Genomic DNA, 21,983 nt, shown 5'->3' with positions numbered 1-21,983 from the left:
AGATCAGAGAAGCTCGACTGCATCGACCACGTACTCACTCTCAACCGGGGAGGGCCGACATTGTCTCAAGCCACAGCCACCGACGGAACGGCTGCCCCCGAATAAATCAGCGTTTCCTTAGAGAGATGCGAGAGGTTTGCACATCGCGCATCAGGTTATTCCTTCTGCAGCAGACCCAGAGCACGGGCGCTACCGATCGGGTCGATGGGTCGTTCGAGTACACCCGGAACTGCCAGGGATGAGCGTAGCTCTTCCGGCAGCTCGTCATAGGCGGCTTTCGCTTCGAGCTCCTGCATGTAGCCAACAGGGAGCAAATCGCTGCCTGCTCCCTTGCCGCCCATCGCCGTCTTCCCGTTGGATGAATGCGCTTTCACCCGTGCCAGAGTGTTCTCCGCCAAGGCAAGGCTTCCTGCCGCCGGTCGAATGCACTCATTGGCATTGCGCAGATGCAGATAGCGCAGTACCACCCTCAATTGTTCATCGCTCGGACTCAAGGCCTGGAAGGTTTGTGGTGTCAGCACCACGCGTTGCCGATCGCAACGTTCCATCTGTTGCTCAAGGCTGATAACTGCTCGCGCCAACTGTTCCTGTGCCAGGCGCAGCACGCGGACATCGGCGGAATCGTCGCCATTGGCGAAACAGGAGAGAGACGAGAACAACAGAGCGACGAACAACCGGCTAGTTCGGTGTGCAGCCATCGTAAACAGCCTTCCAGAAAAGTCTTTGCTTGTGATCGGCGGGGTGATTCAGCACCTGATCCGCCGCCAACAACCTGATGCGGTTTCGCTTGATCGCAGGTACAGCGTGAACCGCTTTCGCGAACGTTTGCCAATCCGTATTGGTAATGTTGTAAGCCGCTTGCCATGAATTGCTACGGCTACGCGGGGCTTGGCGCAAGCCTCCTTCCAGAGGTGACAGCCACCGAACGTAGGCGCCGACGTTCCCGTAGCCGCTATGTAGCGAAGCGGAATCGAGAACCCCGGCAGCGCGTAACGCGGCGGAACGTAGCCACAGCCTAAGGATATTGGTCTTTGGCTTGTCCGTGATTGATCCAAAATAAAGGGGGCCGTAGCCCCCTTTGTGTCGCGGCCCTGAGCCGCTCCTACAGGGCGGCTTTGCTCAGCCGCACTTGGAGTCGCCGCAGTTCAGGCAGGTCATGCAGCCGTCCATCTGCACCATGGCCTTGGTGGAGCACTTGCCGCAGAGCTGGGCGCCGGCGGGATAGCCCTGCTCGTTGCCGTCCTCGTTGGCGGAAGGCGTCTCGGGCTTGCCGCCGTCGATCTCGGCGCGCTTGGCGGCGATGAAGGCCTTCTGGTGCTCGTCCAGCTCGTCGGATTCCATCATGCCGATGGACTTCAGATGCTGCTCGATGCAGTCGCCGATCTCGGCCACCAGCGAGGGCATGAACTTGCCGCCCTTCTTGAAGTAACCGCCCCGCGGGTCGAACACCGAACGCAGCTCCTCCACCAGGAAGGTGCAGTCGCCGCCCTTGCGGAACACCGCCGAGACGATGCGGGTGAGTGCGACGATCCACTGGAAATGGTCCATGTTCTTCGAGTTGATGAACACCTCGAAGGGCCGGCGCAGCTCGTGATCGGTGCCCTGGTTGAGCACCACATCGTTGATGGTGACGTAGAGGGCGTGCTCGGACAGCGGGGTCTTGATCTTGTAGGTGGCACCCACCAGCACTTCCGGGCGCTTGAAACGCTCGTGCATGTGCTCCACGTCCGGCTCGGGCGCGGCCTGGGGTTTCGGCTCCGCCGACTCGGGTTTGACCACTTCGTAGCCGACGATCTTGTTGTCGATCTTGATAGCCATGCTCATCTCTCCAGATATCCGTCGGCTCAGAACTTGCCGTAGTAGCCTTCCTTGAGGGCATCGAACAGGTTGGCGGCGGTGTGCAGCTCGCCATCGTATTCGATCTCGTCCCCACCCTTGGCTTCGACCACGCTGCCGTCGGCCAGTTCGAAGCGGTAGGTGGTGTTGGCCAGGTCCTTCTCCTTGACCAGCACGCCCTGGAAGGCCTCCGGGTTGAAGCGGAAGGTGGTGCAGCCCTTCAAGCCCTGCTGGTGAGCGTAGCGGTAGATGTCCTTGAAGTCCTCGAAGGCGTAGTCCGTGGGGACGTTGGCCGTCTTGGAGATGGAGGAATCCACCCACTTCTGCGCCGCCGCCTGGATATCCACATGCTCTTTCGGCGTGATGTCATCAGCGGTGATGAAGTAGTCCGGCAGGCCCTGATCCGGCTCGGCGGTGTCATCGATGAAGTGCTTGTAGGCCAGCAGCTCCATGGAATAGACGTCCACCTTCTCCTTGCTCTTGCGCCCTTCGCGGATCACGTTGCGGAAGTAGTGATGGGCGAAGCTCGGCTCGATACCGTTGCTGGCATTGTTGGCCAGGCTCAGGGAGATGGTGCCGGTGGGGGCGATGGAGCTGTGGTGGGTGAAGCGCGCGCCCTTCTGGGCAATGCGATCGACCAACTCCGGCGCCACCTCATTGATACGCTGCATATAGCGCGAGTACTTGCCCAGCAGCACCCGCCCCGGCACCTTCTGGCCGACCTTGTAGCCGTCCTTCTTCATTTCCGGACGCTTGGCCAGCATCTCGGTGGTGATGGTGAACTTCTCGTTCATGATGGGCGCCGGGCCCTTCTCCTCGGCGAGCTCCGCGCCGGCCTCCCAGCCCGCCACGGCCATCTCCCGGGCCACCTGCTCGGTGAAAGCCACCGATTCGGCGGAGCCGTACTTGTGCCGCAGCATGGTGACCGTGGAGCCGAGCCCCAGGAACCCCATGCCGTGGCGGCGCTTGCGCAGGATCTCGCGACGCTGCTCTTCCAGCGGCAGGCCGTTGATCTCCACCACGTTGTCGAGCATGCGGGTGAAGACCTTGACCACCTCGCGGTACTCGTCCCAGTCGAAGCGGGCCTGCTCGGTGAAGGGGTCACGGACGAACTTGGTCAGGTTCACCGAGCCCAGCAGGCAGGCGCCGTAGGGCGGCAGGGGCTGCTCGCCGCAGGGGTTGGTGGCGCGGATGTCCTCGCAGAACCAGTTGTTGTTCATCTCATTGACCCGGTCAATGAGAATGAAGCCCGGCTCGGCGAAGTCATAGGTGGAGGACATGATCAGGTCCCACAGACGTCGCGCCTTGATCTTGCGGTAGATGCGGCAGGCCACCAGGCCGTCGTCGCGGGTCACATAACCGTTGTGACTGGGCCAGTCGCGCCAGATCACCGCCTCCGGGTCGGTCAGATCCACCTCGTGCTCTTCCTTGGTGAGCACGGGGAAGGCCAGCGGCCATTCGGCATCGTCCGTCACCGCCTGCATGAACTCGTCGGTGATAAGCAGCGAGAGGTTGAACTGGCGCAGGCGCGCGTTCTCGCGCTTGGCGCGGATGAAGTCCATCACATCCGGGTGACCCACGTCGAAGGTGGCCATCTGGGCGCCACGGCGACCGCCGGCGGAGCTCACCGTGAAGCACATCTTGTCGTAGATATCCATGAACGACAGCGGCCCGGAGGTGTAGGCGCCGGCGCCGCTCACATAGGCCCCGCGCGGGCGCAGGGTGGAGAACTCGTAGCCGATGCCGCAACCGGCCTTCAGGGTCAGGCCCGCCTCGTGCACCTTGTCCAGGATGTCGTCCATGGAGTCGCCGATAGTGCCGGAGACGGTGCAGTTGATGGTGGAGGTAGCGGGCTTGTGCTCCAGCGCGCCGGCGTTGGAGGTGATCCGCCCGGCGGGAATGGCGCCATGGCGCAGGGCCCAGAGGAAGCGCTCATACCAGTGCTCGCGCACCTCTTCCTTTTCCACCTCCACCAGGGCGCGGGCCACCCGCTGGTAGGTGTGGTCGATGGTCTCGTCAATGACGCGACCGTCCTTGGCCTTGAGCCGGTATTTCTTGTCCCAGATGTCGAGCGAGGCGCTCTGCATGGGTAGTTCGGCGACGGCCTTGTGCAATGTGCGTACCTTGGCTGCGGTGGTCATAAACGCGCCCCCACTCCCTGATTTGTCCGGTGGTCAATCACTTATTGGATTTATCCACAACCTGTGCACCGACTGTTCAACAACCGATACAGGTGAAACCCTATATGTTGTGGTTGGCGGAAGATACTAGACCATATAATGGGGAAGTCAACCGAGCTGCCAAACCCTTGATACAGGTTGCTTTAGCGGTTTTTTTGAGTTTTTCCTACCCTCCCAGGCCCCCTGAGGGCAAGGGTCGAGCGCTTAAAACACCTGCTTGGTCCGGGAAAGCGCATGAAACTCATGAACTTGGGACTGGAAGCTGAAGCGAGAGGCAGGATCGTCCGGTAAAGCCGCCAGGCCGGACGGGCACATCTCGTGACCAGCCGGGGTGAAAACACCATATCTTGTGCCCGGCGCTAGCAGATATCGTGCCGGGGCAGCCCCGCCGGGCCGTGCAACGCGATGGGGTCATGGCCGAGAAAACGCAGGACCTCGTGTTCCCGCCTCATGGCGTCATCGTAGCCCAGTCGCATGAGCGCCCGACAGTAGGCGGCTTCGAAGAGGATGTAGCTGATCAGCACCGAGCCGCCCGAGTCGGTGGCGCCACTGCCGCGCAGGAAGAAGCGGATGCGCCGGGGCAGTTCCCGGGCGTATCGCACCGCAATCTCGTTGATGGGCTCCGAGGGGGCGATGGTGAGGACCTGGACGGGGCGCAGCCCGATCCGCGAAGCACGCGCCTCATCGGGCAGCAGGTCGAGGGTGCGGTTAATGCGCTCCAGGCGCTCCAGATCGCCCTCCAGACTGTCGAGGAAGGCGCTGTTGAGCAGGTGGCCCGCCATCTCGGCGGGAGTGGGCTGGCGTCGCAGGCCGCCACTTGGCGAGCTGAGCTCGGTATCGGCGCTTACCCCGATCACCATGACCCGGTCGGCTCCCAGGTGCAGGGCCGGGCTAATGGGTGCCAGCTGACGCACGGAACCGTCGCCGTAGTACTCACCGCCCACCGAGACCGCCGGGAAGATCGCCGGAATCGCGGCGGACGCCAAGAGATGCTCCAGCCCCAGTGTCGCCCGTCGGCCGATCCGGCGTGCCCGGCGCCAGGGGGTGATACCCTCTTTGCCCTGGAAGAAGCACACCGACTGGCCGCTGCCATAGCAGGATGCTGTCACGCTGACCGCATGCAGATCTCCGGCTTCGATGGCGCGCTCTACACGCTCGAAGTGAATCAGCCGCTGCAAAAGATGCACCAGCGGGCTGTTGTCCAGCAGGGAAATCGGGCGGCGCGCGCCGATGCCGGCGAAGAAGATGGCGCTGAACCACTGCAGCGCGCGCCGCAGCATGCCATGCAGATCGGTACGGTACACCTGACCGGCGTGAAAACTTCCCCAGACCGCTTCCAGGCCGCGCACACCGGTGCGGAAACGGCTGGCATGGCTGGCCAGCCCCACCGCGTTGATCGCGCCGGCCGAGGTACCGCAGATCACCGGGAATGGGTTTCCGGCCCGTGGCGGCAAAAGGTCGGCTACGGCCTTGAGCACACCCACCTGGTAGGCGGCGCGCGCCCCACCCCCGGACAGGATCAGACCCGTTCTGGGCCTGTGCCCTCGCTCCATTTCCGCCACTACTCGCTCCCCGCCCTTGCGCCGGCCGGGCCGCCCTCGGCCCCGCCCTGAAAAACCCTCATACCCACTTCTTAACACAGCTACCGGGTATCGATAAGTGCCAGAGCGCCGGGGCGGGAGATGAAGACGGCTACGCATTCGGGCTCGGGCGGTTTACCATGGGCCCTCAATCAACCGCCCACGCCCCAAGGTGAAGCGTGCACCATCCCATTGCCCTGCAAGACCTGCACATCCTGCTGGTCGAACCATCCCTGCCCCAGTCGAGGATCATTCTGCGTCATCTTCGCAGCATGGGCCTGGACAAGATCGACCACGTGGTCACCGGCGCTCAAGCGCTGGAACACATGGGGCTGCACCCACCGGATCTGGTGGTGAGCGCCATGTACTACGAGGACATGACCGGTGTGGAACTGATCACCGCCATGCGCACCCGTGAGGCGTTGGCCGACACGCCTTTCATGCTGATCTCCAGCGAGACCCACCCCCACAATCTGGAGCCGGTGCGCCAGGCGGGGGTACTGGCGATCCTGCCCAAGCCCTTCGTTGTCGAGGACCTGCGGGTGGCCTTGCACACCACGCTGGACTACATCGAACCGGATCGCCTGGAACTCGACCAGGTGGACGTGGAGGACCTGCGGGTACTGGTGGTGGATGACAGCAGTTTTTCCCTGCGCCATATCCGCCATCTGCTGGCCCAGATGGGCATCGAGCAGATCAGCGAGGCCCACAACGGCATAGAGGCGGCGGAACAGATACGCGACGAGATCTTCGATCTGGTCATCACCGACTACAACATGCCGGAAATGGATGGTCAGGAACTGGTCAACTACGTGCGCCACGCGAGCGACCAACCCGAACTGCCGATGCTGATGGTGACCAGCGAGCGCAGCGAGGCACGGCTCGCCGCCGTGCGTCAGGCAGGGGTTTCGGCGATCTGCGATAAACCCTTCAATACCGTGAACCTGCGCGAGTTGATCACCCGCTTGCTGAGCCACGGCCAGGCGGACACAGGCTGATCGCGTCGCCCCCCTGCCTCGGGGGGCCAAAGGAATCGATCAGTGTTCCCCTAGTGCATGGCCGGACGATGATGCCCCGGGCCGGGTTCGGAAATATCGTGCACCAGCTCGGTGACGAAACGCGCGGTTTCCGGGTTCAGGGCGATGTCCGCCTGGGCGAGTACGCCCACGGGGCGCTCCTGACGGTTGTAGACGAGCAGGCGCCGCACCTGCCGGTCTTCCATCAGCCGGGCGGCCTCCGCCACGTCCTCGTCCTCGTAGCAGCGCAGCAGCGGCTGGCTCATGATCTCCTGGACCATCACCGCTTCCGGGTCCGCGCCGTCGGCCACGCCGCGGCAACAGATGTCCCGGTCCGTCACCACCCCCACCAGCTCATCGCCCGAGGCAATGGGCAGAATGCCCACGTCCAGATCGCGCATCATCTGCGCCGCGTCGCGCAAAGTGGCTCGGGGCGAACAGGCCTGGAATTCGGGGGTCATGATGTCGTGTACTTGCATGGCGTGCCTCCTGGCGGAGCTGGCGGGTTCTGGCGCTGAACTAGGGCCAGCTCACGCGCTTCCCAAGGGGCGGCGGCTCAAGGAGATACGGATCAATGCCCACAAGCCCCTACGGCCGCCTGGCCCCTGGGAACGGATCCGTGTCTGCTTCAACACTCGACTTCGTCCACGCTCACCGGCACAAACCGGCTGCCCAGCGCCTGCGGGGGCAATACGACGATGCTCAGCCGGGGAAAGAGATTGCGCCCGTAGCCATGGTCCTGCTTGCTGATCGCCGCACAGGCCATGTCGCGCTCCGCCGCGGGGCTGAGGACCAATCGAAAACCGACCACCCGCTCATCCCGGGCCTGGCGGACCCACTCGGTTTCCTGCTGCACCCGCTCCCACTCGAAGCGCAACAGCTCATTTTCCTGCGCCGGCGCGGTATTCCGCGCCAGGGATTCCAACAGAGCACGACCCAGCGCCTGCGCGGCGTCCTTCGCCGCCGGCTGCCCGGGGATCTGTACGCCACCCGCGGCCACATACGCATGGGCGAAGACTCGCGGGTCATCGTTTTGCGCGGCCTTCAGGGCCCGCCGCCCCGTCATCACGGCCTCTTCGATCGCCGCAATCTGCCTTGCCTTGTAAACGGCCATGTAACGCTCCTCCTAGTGCCTGGGCGCGAGAGCGTAGCACCGCGAGGAGAATCCCTGAATGGCCGGGCACAGCCCGCCGCAGACGCGGTTTCGACGGATTTACCTTGCGCCGCGCTCCTCGGCGGCTTCATCGAGCTTGTCACCGGCGGCGCTGACATCCTCGCCCACCCCTTCGACGGTATTGCAGCCGGCAAGTCCGACACCCGCGCCGGCCAACAGCAGAACGGCCAGGATCTGACCCAGAGACAGGTACTTCATGACAGGCTCCTTGCTACGTGGATGAGCTCATGCTTGAGCTATGACGGCGACGGCGGCGGCTATCAAGCGCGCGCCAGCAGAGCCTCCACTTGGGCGCTGTCGCGCAGCGCGCCATAGACGCGGCCACGCTCGCTCAGGCGCGCATCGCACCAGGCCTCGGCCACTTCCGCTGGCCCGTCCTCCAGCAGCAGGCTTGCCTGCAACGCCTGAGCCAGCCACTCCGCCAGGCTGCGGGCCCGCATTTCCAGCTCTTCCGGCCGCGTCAACAGGCCCTTGATGCGCGCGAGCGTGCGGTCCAGCGCCGCGTGCTCTCCACGCCTGGCCTCGATGATCGACAGCAGCGCCTGCAGACTCTCAGGCTCCCGGGCGAAGGCGCGCAGCACGTCCAGGCAGAGCACGTTGCCCGAGCCCTCCCAGATACCGTTCACCGGTGCCTCGCGGTAGAGCCGCGGCATCAAGGACTCCTCCACGTAGCCCCCACCGCCCAGGCATTCCATGGCCTCGCAGGTGAACTCGGGGCTGCGCTTGTTGAGCCAGTACTTGGCGATGGCGGTGCCCACCCGGGCCAGGTGCCTGTCCTGCTCGTCGGCGCCGGGTTCGAAGGCGCGGGCCAGACGCAACACCAGGCGCAAGCCGGCCTCCACCTCCAGGGCCATGTCCGCCAGCACATTGCGCATCAGCGGCTGATCGATCAGTGCCTTGCCGAAGGCACCGCGATGGCGGCAATGATGCAGCGCCCGGACCAGCGCCTGACGCATCAACGCCACCGGTGCCACCGCCGCATCGAGCCGGGTCTGCTGCACCATGCCGATGATGGTCTTCACCCCCTCGCCCAAGGGCCCCAGGGGCATGGCCCAGGTAGCCGCGTACTCGATCTCGGCGGAGGCGTTGGCCTGATTACCCAGCTTGTCCTTCAGGCGCTGGATCAAGAAGGGGTTTCGAGTGCCGTCCGGTCGCCAGCGGGGCACCAGGAAGCAGCTCAGGCCCTCCGGCGCCTGTGCCAGGGTGAGGAAGGCGTCCGACATGGGCGCGGAACAAAACCACTTGTGCCCCTGGAGCAGATAACCATCGGACACCGGCTCGGCACGGGTGGTATTGGCCCGCACGTCCGAGCCCCCCTGCTTCTCGGTCATGGCCATGCCGAAGGTCACCGCCTGCTTGTCGCTGGCGGGGCAATAGGCCGGATCGTAGGCCTCGACATCGAGCAGCGGCTCCCAGAAGGCAGCCAACTCCGTGGAGGCACGCAGGGCCGGGCGCACGGCGTGGGTCATGGTCAGCGGGCAGCAGACTCCGCCCTCGGCCTGGTAGAGCATATAGAGCAGGGCCACATGGGCCACATGCCCGCCCCGCTCCGCCTGCCAGGCGTGGTTGTGCACGCCGTGCTCGCAGCCCAGGCGCATCAGCTGATGATAGGCCGGGTGATACTCCACCAGGTCCAGACGCCGCCCCTGGCGGTCGAAGGCACGCAGCCGCGGCGGGTTGCTGTTGGCCTGTTCGCCCAGCGCCATTACCGCGGCACTGCCGGCCGCCTCCCCCAGGGCGCGCAGCCGCGGCTCATGATCCGCGCCGCCTTCCCGGGCGACACCCTCCCACAGCGGAGTGTCATCCAGATAGGCGTGGTAGTCGGGCAAGTCCGGGGCCTGGTTGCTTACCGTGTGGGTGGCGAGCTGTTCCAGCGGAGCGCGTGAATCCATGACTTTTCTCTTAAAGGCGGTTGCTGGAGAAAGCATGGACCCGCCGATCACCCCGTCAAGGCTGGCTTCCTTGGCCCGCGGGCAACTCCACGAACTCGAAACGGGCATCACCCGGCGTCAGGCTGGCCCAATGCGACAGGGGGAAGCGCAAGCCCAGGGCCGTGCCCGGGGGAAACCCGCGCAACGCCCGGCCGGTGAAGATTGTCGCCAGCTCAGCCAGCCCCGGGTTGTGCGCCACCAGCAGCACCGTGCGGCAACTGTCCGGCAAGGCATTGATCCAAGCCAGCAGATCGCCGGCACTCGCCAGGTACAAGCGCTCCTCGGCGAGCAGGCGCTCAGGGCGGACCCCCAACCCCGCCGCCACCAGCCGGGCCGTGCCCAGCGCCCGCAGGGCACTGCTGCAGCTGAACCTGTCCGGGTGCAAGGCCCGCTGCGCCAGTCGACGCCCCAGCATGGCCGCGTCCTGCTCGCCGCGCTCGCTCAGCGGACGCTGGAAATCACCGCCAGGCCCACCGTGGGCCTGGGCCTCGGCATGACGGATCAGGATCAGCTCGCGCATGGCAGCGGGGGTTTTCTTCGGCATGAACCCATGATGCCATAGCGGCCGCCTGGCACAACGCGCATACTGCCCGCAAACCGCCGCAAGGAGACCCCATGGCCCAATCCAACGACACCCGGAATCTGGCCGTTTTCTGTGATTTCGAGAACATTGCCTTGGGCGTGCGCGACGCCCGCTACGAGCGCTTCGACATCGGCAAGGTGCTGGAGCGCCTGCTGCTCAAGGGCAGCATCGTGGTCAAGAAGGCCTACTGCGACTGGGATCGCTACAAGGCGTTCAAGGCCCCCATGCACGAGGCCTCCTTCGAGATGATCGAGATCCCCCACGTGCGCCAGTCGGGCAAGAATTCGGCCGACATCCGCATGGTCGTGGACGCGCTGGACCTGTGCTACACCAAATCCCACGTGGACACCTTCGTGTTGATCAGCGGTGATTCCGACTTCGCCCCCCTGGTGAGCAAGTTGCGGGAGAACAACAAGCAGGTGATCGGCGTGGGGGTGAAAAATTCCACCTCCGATCTGCTGATCAACAACTGCGATGAGTTCATTCTCTACGACGATCTGGTGCGCAACGCAACGCCCCGCAAGGGTGGCCGGAAGAAACCGCCGGCGAAGGTGAAAAGCGGCGATGAGAAGGCCGCCAAGGCCGACAGGAGCGCCGTGAAGAGCGAGGAGGAGGACCGCGCCCAGGAAGCCATGGACCTGATTCTGGAGACCGCCGAGGCCCTCTACGCGGAGCGCGGCGAAGAGGACACGATCTGGGGTTCCATGGTCAAACAGGCGCTCAAACGCCGCCGACCTAGCTTCAGTGAGTCCTACTACGGGTTTCGCTCCTTCGGCCGCTTGCTGGAAGAAGCCCAGGCCCGGGGCCTGCTCAGCCTGGAACTGGACGAGAAATCCGGCGGTTATATCGTGCGCGCCATCCACGGCGAGGATTGAGGAAGGGGCCTTGCCGAGAAACCCGTGGTTGCCACCGAGGCCCACGGGAACTGGCCAGATATCCCCTTGAGGCGCCCATTTGCGTTCCCTGCCGTCACCCCCATTGACAGGAACAGGACCGCCACAACACCAGGGAGCACACCCATGGGTATTATCGCCTGGATCATCTTCGGCCTCATCGCCGGCATCGTTGCCAAATTCCTCATGCCCGGCAAGGACCCCGGGGGCATCTTCATCACCATCATCCTCGGTATCGTCGGCGCGCTGGTGGGCGGCTTCATCGCCTCGGCGCTAGGCTTGGGCGATGTAAGCGGCTTCAATCTGGGCAGTTTCGTGATCGCGGTGCTGGGCGCCATCCTGCTGTTGTTCATTTACCGCATGGTGAAGCGCTGAACCCTGCTCGAGCGCCGCGTGCCGGCGCCCGTCCACTTCCCGTGGCCGCAGACGGAGCACACGCATGCCAGCAATCCGGGCGGGTGAGCCTGTGCCGACGGCGCAATGGTTGCGACGTCGGCGCGGACACTGGCAACACGAGAGCAGCCGCGACTATCTACAAGCGGGCTGCCGAATCATCTGTGCCCTGCCCGCCCCCCTCCATGGGGCATCCCCCACCGCCCGCGCCCTGCGCTACGAAGAACTGCAAATCAGCCTGCGCACGGCCGGTGCCACGCACATCGCCTGTCTGGCGGTCAGCGACACCCCGACCATGGCGCGTTGGGCGCGACAACTGGGGCTCCAGGGTCTGGACTTGATCGCGGACCGGGACGGCGCCTTCACCCGGGCCATGGGCATGGCCAGCATGACCGCGGGCGGGCACCTGGATACCTGCGGTTACGGCCTTCTGGTGCAGGAAGGATACATTGCCGGCCTGTTTCCAACGGAAGCGGCCGGGGGCGGGCCGGAGGACGCGGACGACGCGGATCGCTTGCTGCGCAGGTTGAACCCCATGGCCAGCGGCCCCGAACTCTATGGTCTGCTGACCCGACGGGGCTGCCGGCACAGTGCCCGGGCGCGCCGGCGCCTACGGCACTGCGGACTGCGCTATGTGGAAATCATGGTAGGCCGGGACATCAGCGAACGGGCGCTACGGGCGCTGAGCGCCGCCGACGAAACCCCGCAGGTGTTCGTCTCCGGCACGCTGCTGGGCGACCTGCAGGCGCTGGAAGCCTATCTTCGTGAGCAGCGAATCGGCCAAGGGTATTGACCAGTGCCACCCCAGACGCCACCCCGCCCGCCCAATCAGTAAGCACCGGCTCGGCGCAATCGGCGCCATGCACCCAGCCAACCGCGACGCCCCAGGCACAACCAGACTGCCAGAAGAAACTGGCCGCCACGGCCGAGCAGCAAGATGCCTTCTTCCCGTGCCCACAAGGGCTGAGCGGCCCCCTCCCCCAGTAAGGTGAATACCCGCCAAACCCCCACCAGAAACTCCGGCAGCACCCATAAGGCGAGCAGAAAACCGGCACAGAAAAGCAGCACCGCGGCCGTCTCGTCCGACGAAGGCGGCTGGCCCTCCTGGCTGGTGCCGGAGGCGGACTCGGAGGAGCGCTGCGGCAACATCAGGCTGGCGAGGCGCCCCGGACTCCACCACATCCAGGCCGCCAGCACCGTGCCCAGCAGGTACACGGGCAGCAGCAGATGGAAGAATCCCGCGGGTAGGTCGGCGCTGCGCGCATACCAGTGCGGAAGGGCATAGAGCATGTATACCACCAGTGCGATGGCGAACAGCCGCACGCACAATACGGCCAGGCCACGATTGCTCATTATTGCTACCTGTTCTGGTTATTATCCATCGTTCAAAGCGTGTCCAGCGCCCGCCACCGCTTCGCGCACCGCACCATCCGGCGAAAGCCGCCATGCAGGCTGCTGCGACACCGATTATGCAGGCTCCGGCGCAGCAATAACACGGGGGCGTCCCGGTAGTTGCGATTACCAAAGTGGCGCTTGTATTCCTGGTCCCCCAGGCCCAAGTCCATCAATCGCGCCGGCCGGTGCCGGCTCAAGTCCTGGATGATATGCAACAGCAGCACCACGCTGGGCGAATATCCCGCCATGGCCGGGTCGTAGCCCACCCCCGCATAATGGAACACATCCCCGTGCTGACGCCCGAGCACGAAGGCACAGGCGTGTTCACCGGCGTAGAGCAGATAGCAGCGCAACAACCCGGCCTCGGCCAACAGTTCCAGCTGCCGCCGCTGGTCCGGCTCGTCGCGAATCGAGGTGCCAAGCTCGCGGCGCTGCCAGGATTGGCGGTGTACACGGCTGGCATCCCGCAGCCACTGGGGCACCTGCTCGGCTCGCTCCGCGCGCCACACGCGCAGGCCCCGCTCTTCGGCGCGGCGCAATTTACGTCGCAGGGTATTACGGGTCTTCGCGCTGAACTGCGTCAGGTACGCCGCCAGATCGTCGGGGATGGCGATACTGCGACGCAGACGCTCGCCGTCCGGCACGTACAGGGCATAGCCGAGCTGCCTCAGGGAGCGCTCCTGCAGATAATGCCAGAAAAGCCCGCCTACCCTGACGCTGCTCAGGTACAGCGCCTCGGCCCGCCCGTCCATTTGTGCCCGCAGACGGCGGAGTAGTTGCTCGAAGGCAGCCGGCTCCGCGGGCCACAGCGGCTCGCCGCCCATCAGGGCCAGACAGGGAATGCTGTCGACCGCCAGGCATCGGGTTCCTAGTTCATAGCGCAGGCGGTACTGCGCCAAGCGTAAGGGCGCGAGCCCCGCCAGTTCCCCCCTGCCGTCGCGGGCCTGCGCCAGCAGCACCGGACTGCCCGGTTCGGCCAGACGGAAGTACCGCACCCATTCTGGCGTGCGGTACAGCGATTGTTCGGGGTTGTGAGGGCTTGCGGCGAGCAGTTCCCGCCATTGCCCAAGCAGGTTGGCACCGGGCGCCGAGCCGCCCAGCGGCTGCAACTCGATACGCCACTCAGCCCCCATGTGCGCCGCCTCTTCCCACGGCCGGCGCGGGCAGCGATGGCCGACTCGGGCGGACGCCCCCAAGGCCTCCCTTAAGCGTACGAATGGCCCCGCGAAAGCCCCGGTGCGCGGCGAGCAGCAAGCGGTTTCGCCAGCTGCGGCGGAGCACCAGCACGGTGGCGTCGGTGTGGCAGCGATTGGCGAACAAGCGCTTGTAATCCGCATCCCCCACGCCGAAGTCCAGGCAGCGGGCCGGACGATGCACCGTGAGGTCCTCGATGAGGCGGTAGAGCAGCACCAGGCTCGGCGAGAGTCGGCGCCGGCCATATCGCGCGTCGAAGGCGACCTCCGAATAGTGGAACACGCCCCGGTACTGGTAACCGAGTACGAAAGCGCAGGGCTGGTGGCCGCAAAACAGCAGGTAGCTGCGCAGCAGGCCCCGTTCGGCCAGACCGCACAGCCTGCGTTGCTCGGCGGCTGTCTGGTGAACCCGCGGCCCCAGCCGCCGATGCTGCCAGGACTGCCGTGACACCTCGGCGGCTCGGGCAAGGAAGTCGGCCACCTCGGAGGCTTTCTCGACTCGCCACAGGCGCAACTCCCCCGCCGCTGCCAGCTGACGCTGCTTGCGACGCAGAGTGTTGCGGGTCTTGGCGCTGAACTGCGCACGCAGATAGGCGGGGAAAGCCGTGGGCAGATCCAGCATATGGTGTGCCCTGGGGCCGTCCGGCGCATAGACCAGCGCCCAGCCGGCGGCATGCAGGCGCTGCAGTTGCCGCCAGACATCCCCATTCACCGTGACACTGTCCAGATACAGGCACTGTGCTCGAGGATAGTGTCGCCAGAGGGCATCGACCAAGGCTTCCAAGGGGGGCTGACCCTCGGCGAGCAACGGCTCGCTGCCCTGCAGATTGACCGCCGGCAAACGGATCTCCGCCAGGGTGCGGGCCGATACGTGGAAGCGCAGCCGCTGGCGTCCGCGCCGCACCGGCGCCAGGGCGAGCAGCTCACCCCGCGGGTCGTGAAGGGTGAAAAGCTCCCAGGGCGGCCCCTTCTCCGGAGCCGGCAACTGGTCCAGCCAGGAGCGCGACTGAAAGAGGCTTTCGGAACGCGTGGATTGCGCCAGCAGCCGCTCCCACTGCTCGGTCAAGCCGCCGTCCGGCACCTGGTTCGGTCCGTGCACGCTCACCGCTACTTGGGCAGGCATACGCTCGCACCTTGCGCGTGGTGGGGGGGTTAGGGAGGCGCACCGCCTCCCTAGCCTTAGGTGCGTGTCTGTCGGCGCAAATTCAACGTCGTACCCGGGGCGCCAATCAGGCGTCGCCCGCGCCCAGCACCTCGCGCTTGCGCTGCTCGGCAAAATCGAGCATGCGGCTCAGCGAGATCATGGCCTGCTCTCCCACCGCCGGGTCCACGTGGATCTCGCCGCTGCCGGTCTCCAGGCACCGGGCCAGGCTGCGCAGCCCGTTCATCGCCATCCACGGACAATGGGCGCAGCTGGAGCAGGTGGCACTGCGCCCGGCGGTGGGCGCCTCCAGCAGGGTCTTGCCCGGCGCCGCTTCGCGCATCTTGTGGAAAATGCCGTTGTCGGTGGCGACGATGAACGTGTCCGCCGCCAGTTCCTGTACGGCCTTGAGCAGCTGGGAGGTGGACCCCACCACATCGGCCTGGTCCACCACGCCGGCCGGCGACTCGGGGTGCACCAGCACCTTCGCGCTCGGGTGCTCGCGGCGCAACCGCTCCAGCTCGACGCCCTTGAACTCCTCATGGACGATGCAGGAGCCGTCCCAGAGCAGCATATCGGCGCCGGTAGTCTTCTGGATATAACCCCCCAGATGCTTGTCCGGGGCCCAGAGGATCTTCTCGCCCCGCGCATGCAGATGGCGAATGACGTCCACGGCAATGCTGGAGGTCACCACCCAGTCGGCCCGGGCCTTCACCGCCGCGGATGTGTTGGCGTACACCACCACGGTGCGGTCCGGGTGCTGGTCGCAGAAGGTGGCGAACTCTTCCGGCGGGCAGCCCAGATCCAGCGAGCAGGTGGCCTCCAGCTCAGGCATGAGCACACGCTTGTGAGGCGTGAGGATCTTCGCGGTCTCGCCCATGAATCGCACGCCGGCGACGATCAGGGTATCCGCCGGGTGTTCCTTGCCGAAGCGGGCCATATCCAGGGAGTCGGACACGTAACCGCCGGTCTGGTCGGCCAGGCGCTGCACGTCGGCATCGGTATAGTAATGGGCCACCAACACCGCGTTACGCTCGCGCAACAGGCGGCGAATGCGCTCCATCAGCTCCTCGCGCTCGCCTGCGCGCAGGTCCTCGTCGGCCTGAAAAGCCTGCTCGCGAAAAATCGGCATAGACTGCGCCGGGGCGGCCTGGACCTTGCTCATGCTCTGCACCTCATTTGATGATCTGCACCCGATCGGGCCGGCTCGCCCGATAGAGCTTGGCGGGCCGGTGCTTGCCGGCCCGAAACAGTGCCCCGGTGTCCTCCAGGCAATCCAGTGCCCGCAAGCGCTTGCGGAAATTCCGTTTATCCAGCGTTTCGCCGAGTATGCTCTCGTATACGCCCTGCAGTTCGCTGAGCGTGAAACGCTCCGGCATCAATTGCAGGGCGATGGTGGAGTACTCCAGTTTCGACGCCAGCCGGCGCCGGGCGAGGGCCACCATCTCGCCATGATCGAAGGCCAAGCCCGCGAGCCCGTCCACCCTTCGCCAGCAACGCCGCTCGTCGGCGGCCAGCGCGCAACCGGCTTCGCCGTAGGGAAACAGCGCGAAATAGGCGACGGAGACGATCCGGCCGCGCGGATCGCGGCCCGGCTGGCCGAAGGTGTAGAGCTGCTCCAGGTAGATATCCCGTATGCCGGTCTGCTCCCGCAGCATCCGCTGGGCGCAGCCGTCCAGGCATTCGCCCTCCGCCAAGCGCCCCCCCGGCAGGCTCCAGGCACCCTGGTAGGGTTCACGGGCACGGCGCACCAGCAGCACGCTCAGGGCACCCTCGCGGATGGTGAAGATCACCACATCGGTGCTCACCCCCGCCTGCAGGGCTGCTACGTCCGCCATTTCGTGACTTCCACGATCATGGGGCGACCTTAGTGTCGTTCTAACACTATGTCAATGCGATGGGCTCCCAGCGGTAGCCCCGAGCCTCCAGCTCGGCGCGCAGCGCCTGCATGGCGCTTGCCACCAGCTCCCCGGCGCCCCGCAGGCCCAGCTCCAGGTAATACTGCTCACTGGCCCCCGAGGGCAGGCAGGACAGGCGCAGCGCGGGGTAACGGGCGACGAAGTCTTCCATCAGCGGAATCAGATCCCCTTCCCGGGCATCCCGAACGATGATGGCCTGCTCCGCCACCGCGCCCGGCGCGTGCAGATGGGGGTAATGGGTGTCCAGCACCCACTCCAGCATGGGCCAGGCCATATGAGGAAAGCCGGGCACGAAGTGATGGTCCCGCAGGGAGAAGCCCGACACCCGGTTGACCGGGTTGGGAATGATTTCCGCCCCTTGTGGAAACTCGGCCATCTTCACCCGCTGGGGCCAGGCCCGCTCACCGAACTGGGCCTCGATTTCCGCCACACCTTCGGGCTGCAGGGCAAGAGGCAGTTGCAGCGCCTCGGCCACGCACTGCCGGGTGCGGTCATCGGGGGTCGCGCCTATGCCGCCGCAGCTGAACACGATATCGCCGCCGGCGAAGCTCTCGCGCAGATTGCGCACCAGTACCCGCGGCTCGTCACCGAGGATCCGCGCCCAGGACAGCTCCAGGCCGCGCTGGGCGAGCATGGCGATCACCCGCCCCAGGTGCTTGTCCTGACGTTTTCCGGAAAGCAACTCGTCTCCAATGATCAACAGACCGAAAGCGGACACCGGACACTCCTTGGACACGCCTAGATACTGTTCCACAGACTCAGGCCCGCCGGGGCCCAGTGCAGATAAAACTGTTCCGCCACATAGGCGGAGGGATGGCGCCGGAAATGATGGCGCAACAGGGTGATGGGCACGATCAGCGGCACCCGCCCCTCACGGTAGTCGTGGATCAGTTCCACCATTTCCGCCTTGCCCTCGGCGTCCAGCTCGCGCTTGAGGTAACCGAAAAGGTGGAACAACACGTCGGTGTGCCGCCGGCGGGTGGCGCGGTAAGCGAGCGTGTCCATGAACAGCGCGCCGTACTGACCGGCCAGTTCCTCCAGCGGCAGGCTGCCGGCCCGAGCGATGAGCCGCCCCAACGCCCGCAATCGCTCCTTGCCGTGGGCCATGAGCAGGTACTTGTGGCGGCTGTGAAAGCGCACCAGCGCCTCGGCGCTCAGCCCCTTGGCCAGCAGCTCCTGCCAGCGCCGATAGGCATAGACCCGGCCGAGGAAGTTCTCGCGCAGCACCGGATCGTTCAGCCGCCCCTCCTCCTCGCAGGGCAGCAGGGGGTTGGCGGCCATGATCTCGGCGGCGTAGAGGCCACGGCCCAGCTTGGCCGGCATGCCCTTCTCGCCGTAGACCTTGACCCGCTCCATGCCGCAGCTGGGGGACTTGCTCTTGAAGATATAACCACTGATGGACGGCAGCTCACGGCTCATGCGCCGACCGAAATCGCGCAGCCGCTCGCTCACGTCGAAGGACGCGTCCCGCGCACCCACAGCCCGCGGGTGCTCCGGATCGCCCTCCAGGCGTATGGGGGGTCGGGGAATACTCAGTCCGATGGCCACCTCCGGGCACACGGGTACGAACTCGAAGTAGGTGGCCAGCACATCGGCGATGAAGGGGGAACGCTTGTGCCCACTGTCAAAGCGCACCTGCTCACCCAACAGGCAACTACTCACCCCCAGCCGAATGGGCTGCTCGGGCAGGGGCGGCGCGACGCTGGCTTGGTTCATGCGTGTCCATCCTGAGCGCTGATGATTGAACAGTGCCTCCCCGATCAGTGTAATGGAAGCACAACAACAAGCCGGGAAGGAACGCATGCCCACACTGGATACCGAAACCGTACGACTCCATTACCAAAGCCACGGCCAGGGCTCGCGAGCACTGGTGTTCGTGCACGGCAACCTGGGTTGCCTGCAGTGGATGGACCTGGTCTGGCCCTGGCTGAGCCCGGCGCTGCGGGTGCACGCCTACGACTGGCGTGGCTGCGGCGATTCCGCCAAGCCCGCGCCCACTGCCGACTACAGCAATTACAGTCTGGAAACCCATGCAACGGACCTGATCGCCTTCATCGACGCCCTGGGCCTGGAGCGGGTGGACCTGATCACCCACTCCACCGGTGCTCTGATCGCCGATATCGCCATGCTTCGAGCACCCGAGCGTTTCGGCGAGATCCTGGCCCTGGACCCGGTCACCCCGCGCAGCCTACCCTTCGATGAGCAGGCGCTGGGGCTGTTCCAGGCCATGAAGGCCGACCGCGCCGTCGCCCACGCGGGACTCGCCACCGCAGCACCCACCCTGTTCGAGCCGGACAGCCTGCAAGCCGGCCAGGCGCCCCGCTACCGCGCAGCAAGCACCCCGGAGCAGCAGGCCTGCTTCGAAACGCTCGTGGACCACACCCGCAAGCTGAGCGACGGCATCTGGTTCGGCATCCCCCAACACCTGAACCGGCTCCACCACAGTGGGGAATTCGCCGGACGCCTAGGCGAGCTGCCCCAGCGTCGGCGCATCCTCTGGGGCGAGCAGGACCTGTGGATCCCGCGAGCCGATGTGGAGGCCATGAACGCAGGGCTGCCCAATGCCGAATTACGGATCCTTCCGGGCGTGGGTCACGCCATGAACCTGGAAGCACCCGAAGACTTCGCCGCCCAGGTGAATGACTTCTTTACGTAGCGTTAACGGCTGATACCTACGCTTTACCCCGGCTCGGGGCTTGACGCTCCGTCCTGACTGACGGACATTGCACTACGCCCCACACAGAGGCTGACGGACGGGCCAACTCGAGCGGTCCGCCGATACAAAACGAAAAACGTTCCGGAGAACATTCATGCACGCTGTACGACGTACTTCCTGGCTGTTGCTGACCGGCCTGGTGCTGGCGCTGGGCCTGGCCGGTTGCCAGAGCCGGCCCGAGCTCGACCTGACCCACATGCGCCCGGCCACCGTGGGCGAAGCCCGCCCCGACGTGAGCTTCTGGGGCGAGACCGTCACCTATCCCTTCGAGGTGAAGTATTCCACCGCCCGCGACGAGCGCGGCGTAGAGTGGGAATTCGCCTATATGGACGAATTCATCGGCGAGGACATCTCCAAGGCCCCGACCCTGGTGCTGGTGCACGGCAAGGGCGCCGCGGCCGGCTACTGGAGCGAGCTGATGGAAACCGCCCTGGAGGCGGGCCTGCGCGTGGTCGCGCTGGACATCCCCGGCTATGGCAAGTCCATTCCCGGCAACCTGGACGCCCCGCTGGCGCGCACCTTCGAGGACACCCGTCAGGCCTGGCACCGCATCGCCAGCGACGAGCTGAACATCGACAACGCCACTTATCTGGGCCATTCCATGGGCGGCCAGTGGGTGATCGGTTACACGCTCAGCTACCCGGACGCCGTGGACAAGCTGATCGTGGCGGCCACCGCCGGTTTCGAGGAGTATCCGCGCAACATCACCCTGCCCGGCGGTGAGGTGCCCTGGATGGACCCCGTCTACGCCCACGACTACGACACCTGGAATGAAACCTGGGCGTTTACCGGTCGTCTGGACAGGGAGCGCAACACCACCGAGCAGCAGATCCGGGACTTCTACTACTTCAAGAAGCGCGATCCCAACACCGGTGAAGTGACCGAGTCCGATGTGGGCTTCTTCAAGAAGGACGGCCCCGACGCCCGCTGGTTGACCGAAGCTCGCGTGGGCATGATCGACGGGCCCCAGGAGGAGCTGGAGCTGTGGGTCATTGCCTACACCCGCGACATCTACTCCATGGGCATGGAACTGAACCGGGAAGACCCGAACAGCTTGTTCAAGCGGCTGACGGAGATCGACATCCCGGTGTTCATCGCCTTCGGCGCCGATGAGCCGCTGATCCCCACCACGGTGGCCACCGGTAACACCGACCTGCGCAACGAGGTGATCAAGCCCGCCTACATGAAGCTCGCCGAGCAGGGCCCCAAGCCCGTGGTGAAGTTGTATGAAGGCGTAGGCCACTTCATCCACACCGACGTGCCCGAGACCTTCAACAACGACGTGGTGGACTTCGTCTACAACGGCCGCGTCTCCGGCCCCACCGAAGACCCGGCCAAATACGAAGCCGCCGCGGTGGAACTGCCGGCGGACGTCGCCGCCTTCGTCGAGGCCGATGAGACCGCCGTGCGCAGCGGTGACGTGGCCGCGATCATGGCCAACTACCACCCGGACTTCCAGTCCGACGGCCGCGACTACGAAGCCCAGACGAACCTCTACAAGACCTACGGCAACCAGCTGAAGGCCAAGTACGAGGTGGAGATCACCGGTCTGGAGATCGAGGGCGACAAGGCCCTGGTGGACGGCGCGATCACCACCTCCTTCGGCAAGGCCAATCTGAAGGGTACTTACCTGATCAAGGAAGACGGCAAGTGGATGTGGTACGGCAACCGCAAATAAGCGACGCCTGACACCACACACACCTTGAACCAAGCCCCCGTCTGCGCTGTGCAGGCGGGGGCTTTTCTTTGGCTCATCGCGGCTTGGCGGGAGAATCTGAAATGAAAACGGAAGCTGGCGCTGTAGCGCAGGCCTTATGCCAACCGCCGGGTCCGGGCGGGCCTTTCCGGGTTCCCATTGCTGGTGGAGCGCCCACCGGAGCGTGAAGGCCCTGGGGCGGGTACGGCCGGCGGTGGCCGTCGATGCAGCCGAGCATCGCAGCCGGAAGGGGATCAGCGAGCAGCTTGTCTGAGCGTAGCGAGTTTGCTGCTCGCCCCCTTCCGGCGAGAAGCGCAGGGGAGCGCCGGGCGCAGCC

Annotated in this window: 22 protein-coding genes; 6 read left to right on the top strand and 16 right to left on the bottom strand. The window is 65.4% G+C overall.

All coding sequences use genetic code 11. The features are described 5' to 3' along the window. Positions 1-155: 155 nt before the first annotated feature. From GBG68_RS13550 to GBG68_RS13535, 4 genes are all read right to left on the bottom strand, one after another. A complete protein-coding gene (locus GBG68_RS13550) occupies positions 156-698 on the bottom strand; it encodes a hypothetical protein (protein ID WP_152148265.1) in 543 nt (180 codons plus the stop codon). Between the two features lie 421 nt (positions 699-1,119). Further along, positions 1,120-1,818 (bottom strand): NrdJb, encoded by a 699-nt coding sequence (locus tag GBG68_RS13545; protein ID WP_152148263.1) that lies wholly within the window; start codon positions 1,816-1,818, stop codon positions 1,120-1,122. Between the two features lie 26 nt (positions 1,819-1,844). Further along, on the bottom strand, positions 1,845-3,977 hold the full coding sequence (locus tag GBG68_RS13540) for an adenosylcobalamin-dependent ribonucleoside-diphosphate reductase (protein WP_152148261.1): 2,133 nt from the start codon (positions 3,975-3,977) through the stop codon (positions 1,845-1,847). Positions 3,978-4,375: 398 nt separating this feature from the next. Continuing rightward, entirely contained in the window at positions 4,376-5,569 is a 1,194-nt protein-coding gene (locus GBG68_RS13535; RefSeq protein WP_152148269.1) for a patatin-like phospholipase family protein, read from the bottom strand. Positions 5,570-5,775: 206 nt separating this feature from the next. Here GBG68_RS13535 and GBG68_RS13530 point away from each other — a divergent pair, with 206 nt between their 5' ends. Next, positions 5,776-6,594 carry a response regulator gene (locus GBG68_RS13530; protein WP_226801808.1) on the top strand — a complete coding sequence of 273 codons (819 nt, stop codon included), beginning with the start codon at positions 5,776-5,778 and terminating at the stop codon, positions 6,592-6,594. Positions 6,595-6,644: 50 nt separating this feature from the next. On the opposite strand, the gene GBG68_RS13525 is transcribed toward GBG68_RS13530, so the two are convergent. The 5 genes from GBG68_RS13525 to GBG68_RS13505 form a co-directional block, all read right to left on the bottom strand. Continuing rightward, positions 6,645-7,091 carry a CBS domain-containing protein gene (locus tag GBG68_RS13525; protein WP_152148259.1) on the bottom strand — a complete coding sequence of 149 codons (447 nt, stop codon included), beginning with the start codon at positions 7,089-7,091 and terminating at the stop codon, positions 6,645-6,647. 149 nt (positions 7,092-7,240) lie between these two features. Continuing rightward, positions 7,241-7,726, bottom strand: a complete 486-nt coding sequence (locus tag GBG68_RS13520) for a hypothetical protein (protein ID WP_152148257.1) — start codon at positions 7,724-7,726, stop codon at positions 7,241-7,243. A 99-nt stretch (positions 7,727-7,825) separates the two neighbouring features. Further along, on the bottom strand, positions 7,826-7,984 hold the full coding sequence (locus GBG68_RS13515) for an entericidin A/B family lipoprotein (RefSeq protein ID WP_152148256.1): 159 nt from the start codon (positions 7,982-7,984) through the stop codon (positions 7,826-7,828). Positions 7,985-8,046: 62 nt separating this feature from the next. Next, positions 8,047-9,678, bottom strand: coding sequence for an acyl-CoA dehydrogenase family protein (locus GBG68_RS13510; protein ID WP_152148254.1), 1,632 nt, complete (start codon positions 9,676-9,678; stop codon positions 8,047-8,049). 55 nt (positions 9,679-9,733) lie between these two features. Beyond that, positions 9,734-10,237, bottom strand: a complete 504-nt coding sequence (locus tag GBG68_RS13505) for a SixA phosphatase family protein (protein WP_193323673.1) — start codon at positions 10,235-10,237, stop codon at positions 9,734-9,736. 95 nt (positions 10,238-10,332) lie between these two features. Here GBG68_RS13505 and GBG68_RS13500 point away from each other — a divergent pair, with 95 nt between their 5' ends. From GBG68_RS13500 to GBG68_RS13490, 3 genes are all read left to right on the top strand, one after another. Further along, positions 10,333-11,175, top strand: a complete 843-nt coding sequence (locus GBG68_RS13500; RefSeq protein WP_152148250.1) for an NYN domain-containing protein — start codon at positions 10,333-10,335, stop codon at positions 11,173-11,175. Positions 11,176-11,319: 144 nt separating this feature from the next. Further along, positions 11,320-11,568 (top strand): GlsB/YeaQ/YmgE family stress response membrane protein, encoded by a 249-nt coding sequence (locus GBG68_RS13495; RefSeq protein ID WP_152148248.1) that lies wholly within the window; start codon positions 11,320-11,322, stop codon positions 11,566-11,568. Between the two features lie 64 nt (positions 11,569-11,632). Further along, complete coding sequence (locus GBG68_RS13490) at positions 11,633-12,379, top strand: glutaredoxin domain-containing protein (protein ID WP_152148246.1); 747 nt, start codon at positions 11,633-11,635, stop codon at positions 12,377-12,379. Positions 12,380-12,414: 35 nt separating this feature from the next. Here GBG68_RS13490 and GBG68_RS13485 read toward each other — a convergent pair whose 3' ends face one another. From GBG68_RS13485 to GBG68_RS13455, 7 genes are all read right to left on the bottom strand, one after another. Continuing rightward, the gene (locus tag GBG68_RS13485) at positions 12,415-12,939 is read right to left on the bottom strand and encodes a hypothetical protein (protein WP_152148244.1); all 525 of its coding nucleotides are present in this window, start codon (positions 12,937-12,939) and stop codon (positions 12,415-12,417) included. 32 nt (positions 12,940-12,971) lie between these two features. Next, on the bottom strand, positions 12,972-14,114 hold the full coding sequence (locus GBG68_RS13480) for a GNAT family N-acetyltransferase (protein ID WP_193222348.1): 1,143 nt from the start codon (positions 14,112-14,114) through the stop codon (positions 12,972-12,974). Continuing rightward, the gene (locus GBG68_RS13475; protein WP_152148240.1) at positions 14,104-15,297 is read right to left on the bottom strand and encodes a GNAT family N-acetyltransferase; all 1,194 of its coding nucleotides are present in this window, start codon (positions 15,295-15,297) and stop codon (positions 14,104-14,106) included. Before GBG68_RS13475 ends, GBG68_RS13480 begins: the two co-directional genes overlap by 11 nt. A 106-nt stretch (positions 15,298-15,403) precedes the next feature. Next, positions 15,404-16,480, bottom strand: a complete 1,077-nt coding sequence (nadA, locus tag GBG68_RS13470) for a quinolinate synthase NadA (RefSeq protein ID WP_152148238.1) — start codon at positions 16,478-16,480, stop codon at positions 15,404-15,406. Between the two features lie 10 nt (positions 16,481-16,490). Further along, on the bottom strand, positions 16,491-17,153 hold the full coding sequence (locus GBG68_RS13465) for an NUDIX hydrolase (RefSeq protein ID WP_152148236.1): 663 nt from the start codon (positions 17,151-17,153) through the stop codon (positions 16,491-16,493). A gap of 46 nt (positions 17,154-17,199) precedes the next feature. Further along, entirely contained in the window at positions 17,200-17,952 is a 753-nt protein-coding gene (locus GBG68_RS13460) for a competence/damage-inducible protein A (protein ID WP_152148234.1), read from the bottom strand. 20 nt (positions 17,953-17,972) lie between these two features. Then, positions 17,973-18,950, bottom strand: coding sequence for a YbgA family protein (locus tag GBG68_RS13455; RefSeq protein ID WP_152148232.1), 978 nt, complete (start codon positions 18,948-18,950; stop codon positions 17,973-17,975). Positions 18,951-19,035: 85 nt separating this feature from the next. Here GBG68_RS13455 and GBG68_RS13450 point away from each other — a divergent pair, with 85 nt between their 5' ends. Further along, positions 19,036-19,890: an alpha/beta fold hydrolase gene (locus tag GBG68_RS13450; RefSeq protein WP_193222347.1), complete on the top strand. Its 855-nt coding sequence runs from the start codon at positions 19,036-19,038 to the stop codon at positions 19,888-19,890. Positions 19,891-20,044: 154 nt separating this feature from the next. Beyond that, on the top strand, positions 20,045-21,628 hold the full coding sequence (locus GBG68_RS13445; RefSeq protein ID WP_152148228.1) for an alpha/beta fold hydrolase: 1,584 nt from the start codon (positions 20,045-20,047) through the stop codon (positions 21,626-21,628). Positions 21,629-21,983 lie beyond the last annotated feature (355 nt).

Source organism: Alkalilimnicola sp. S0819 (assembly GCF_009295635.1).
Taxonomy (GTDB): Bacteria; Pseudomonadota; Gammaproteobacteria; order Nitrococcales; family WHIW01; genus S0819.
Note: the sequence above shows the minus strand (reverse complement) of the source record. Positions and strands in the feature narration are given on the sequence as shown.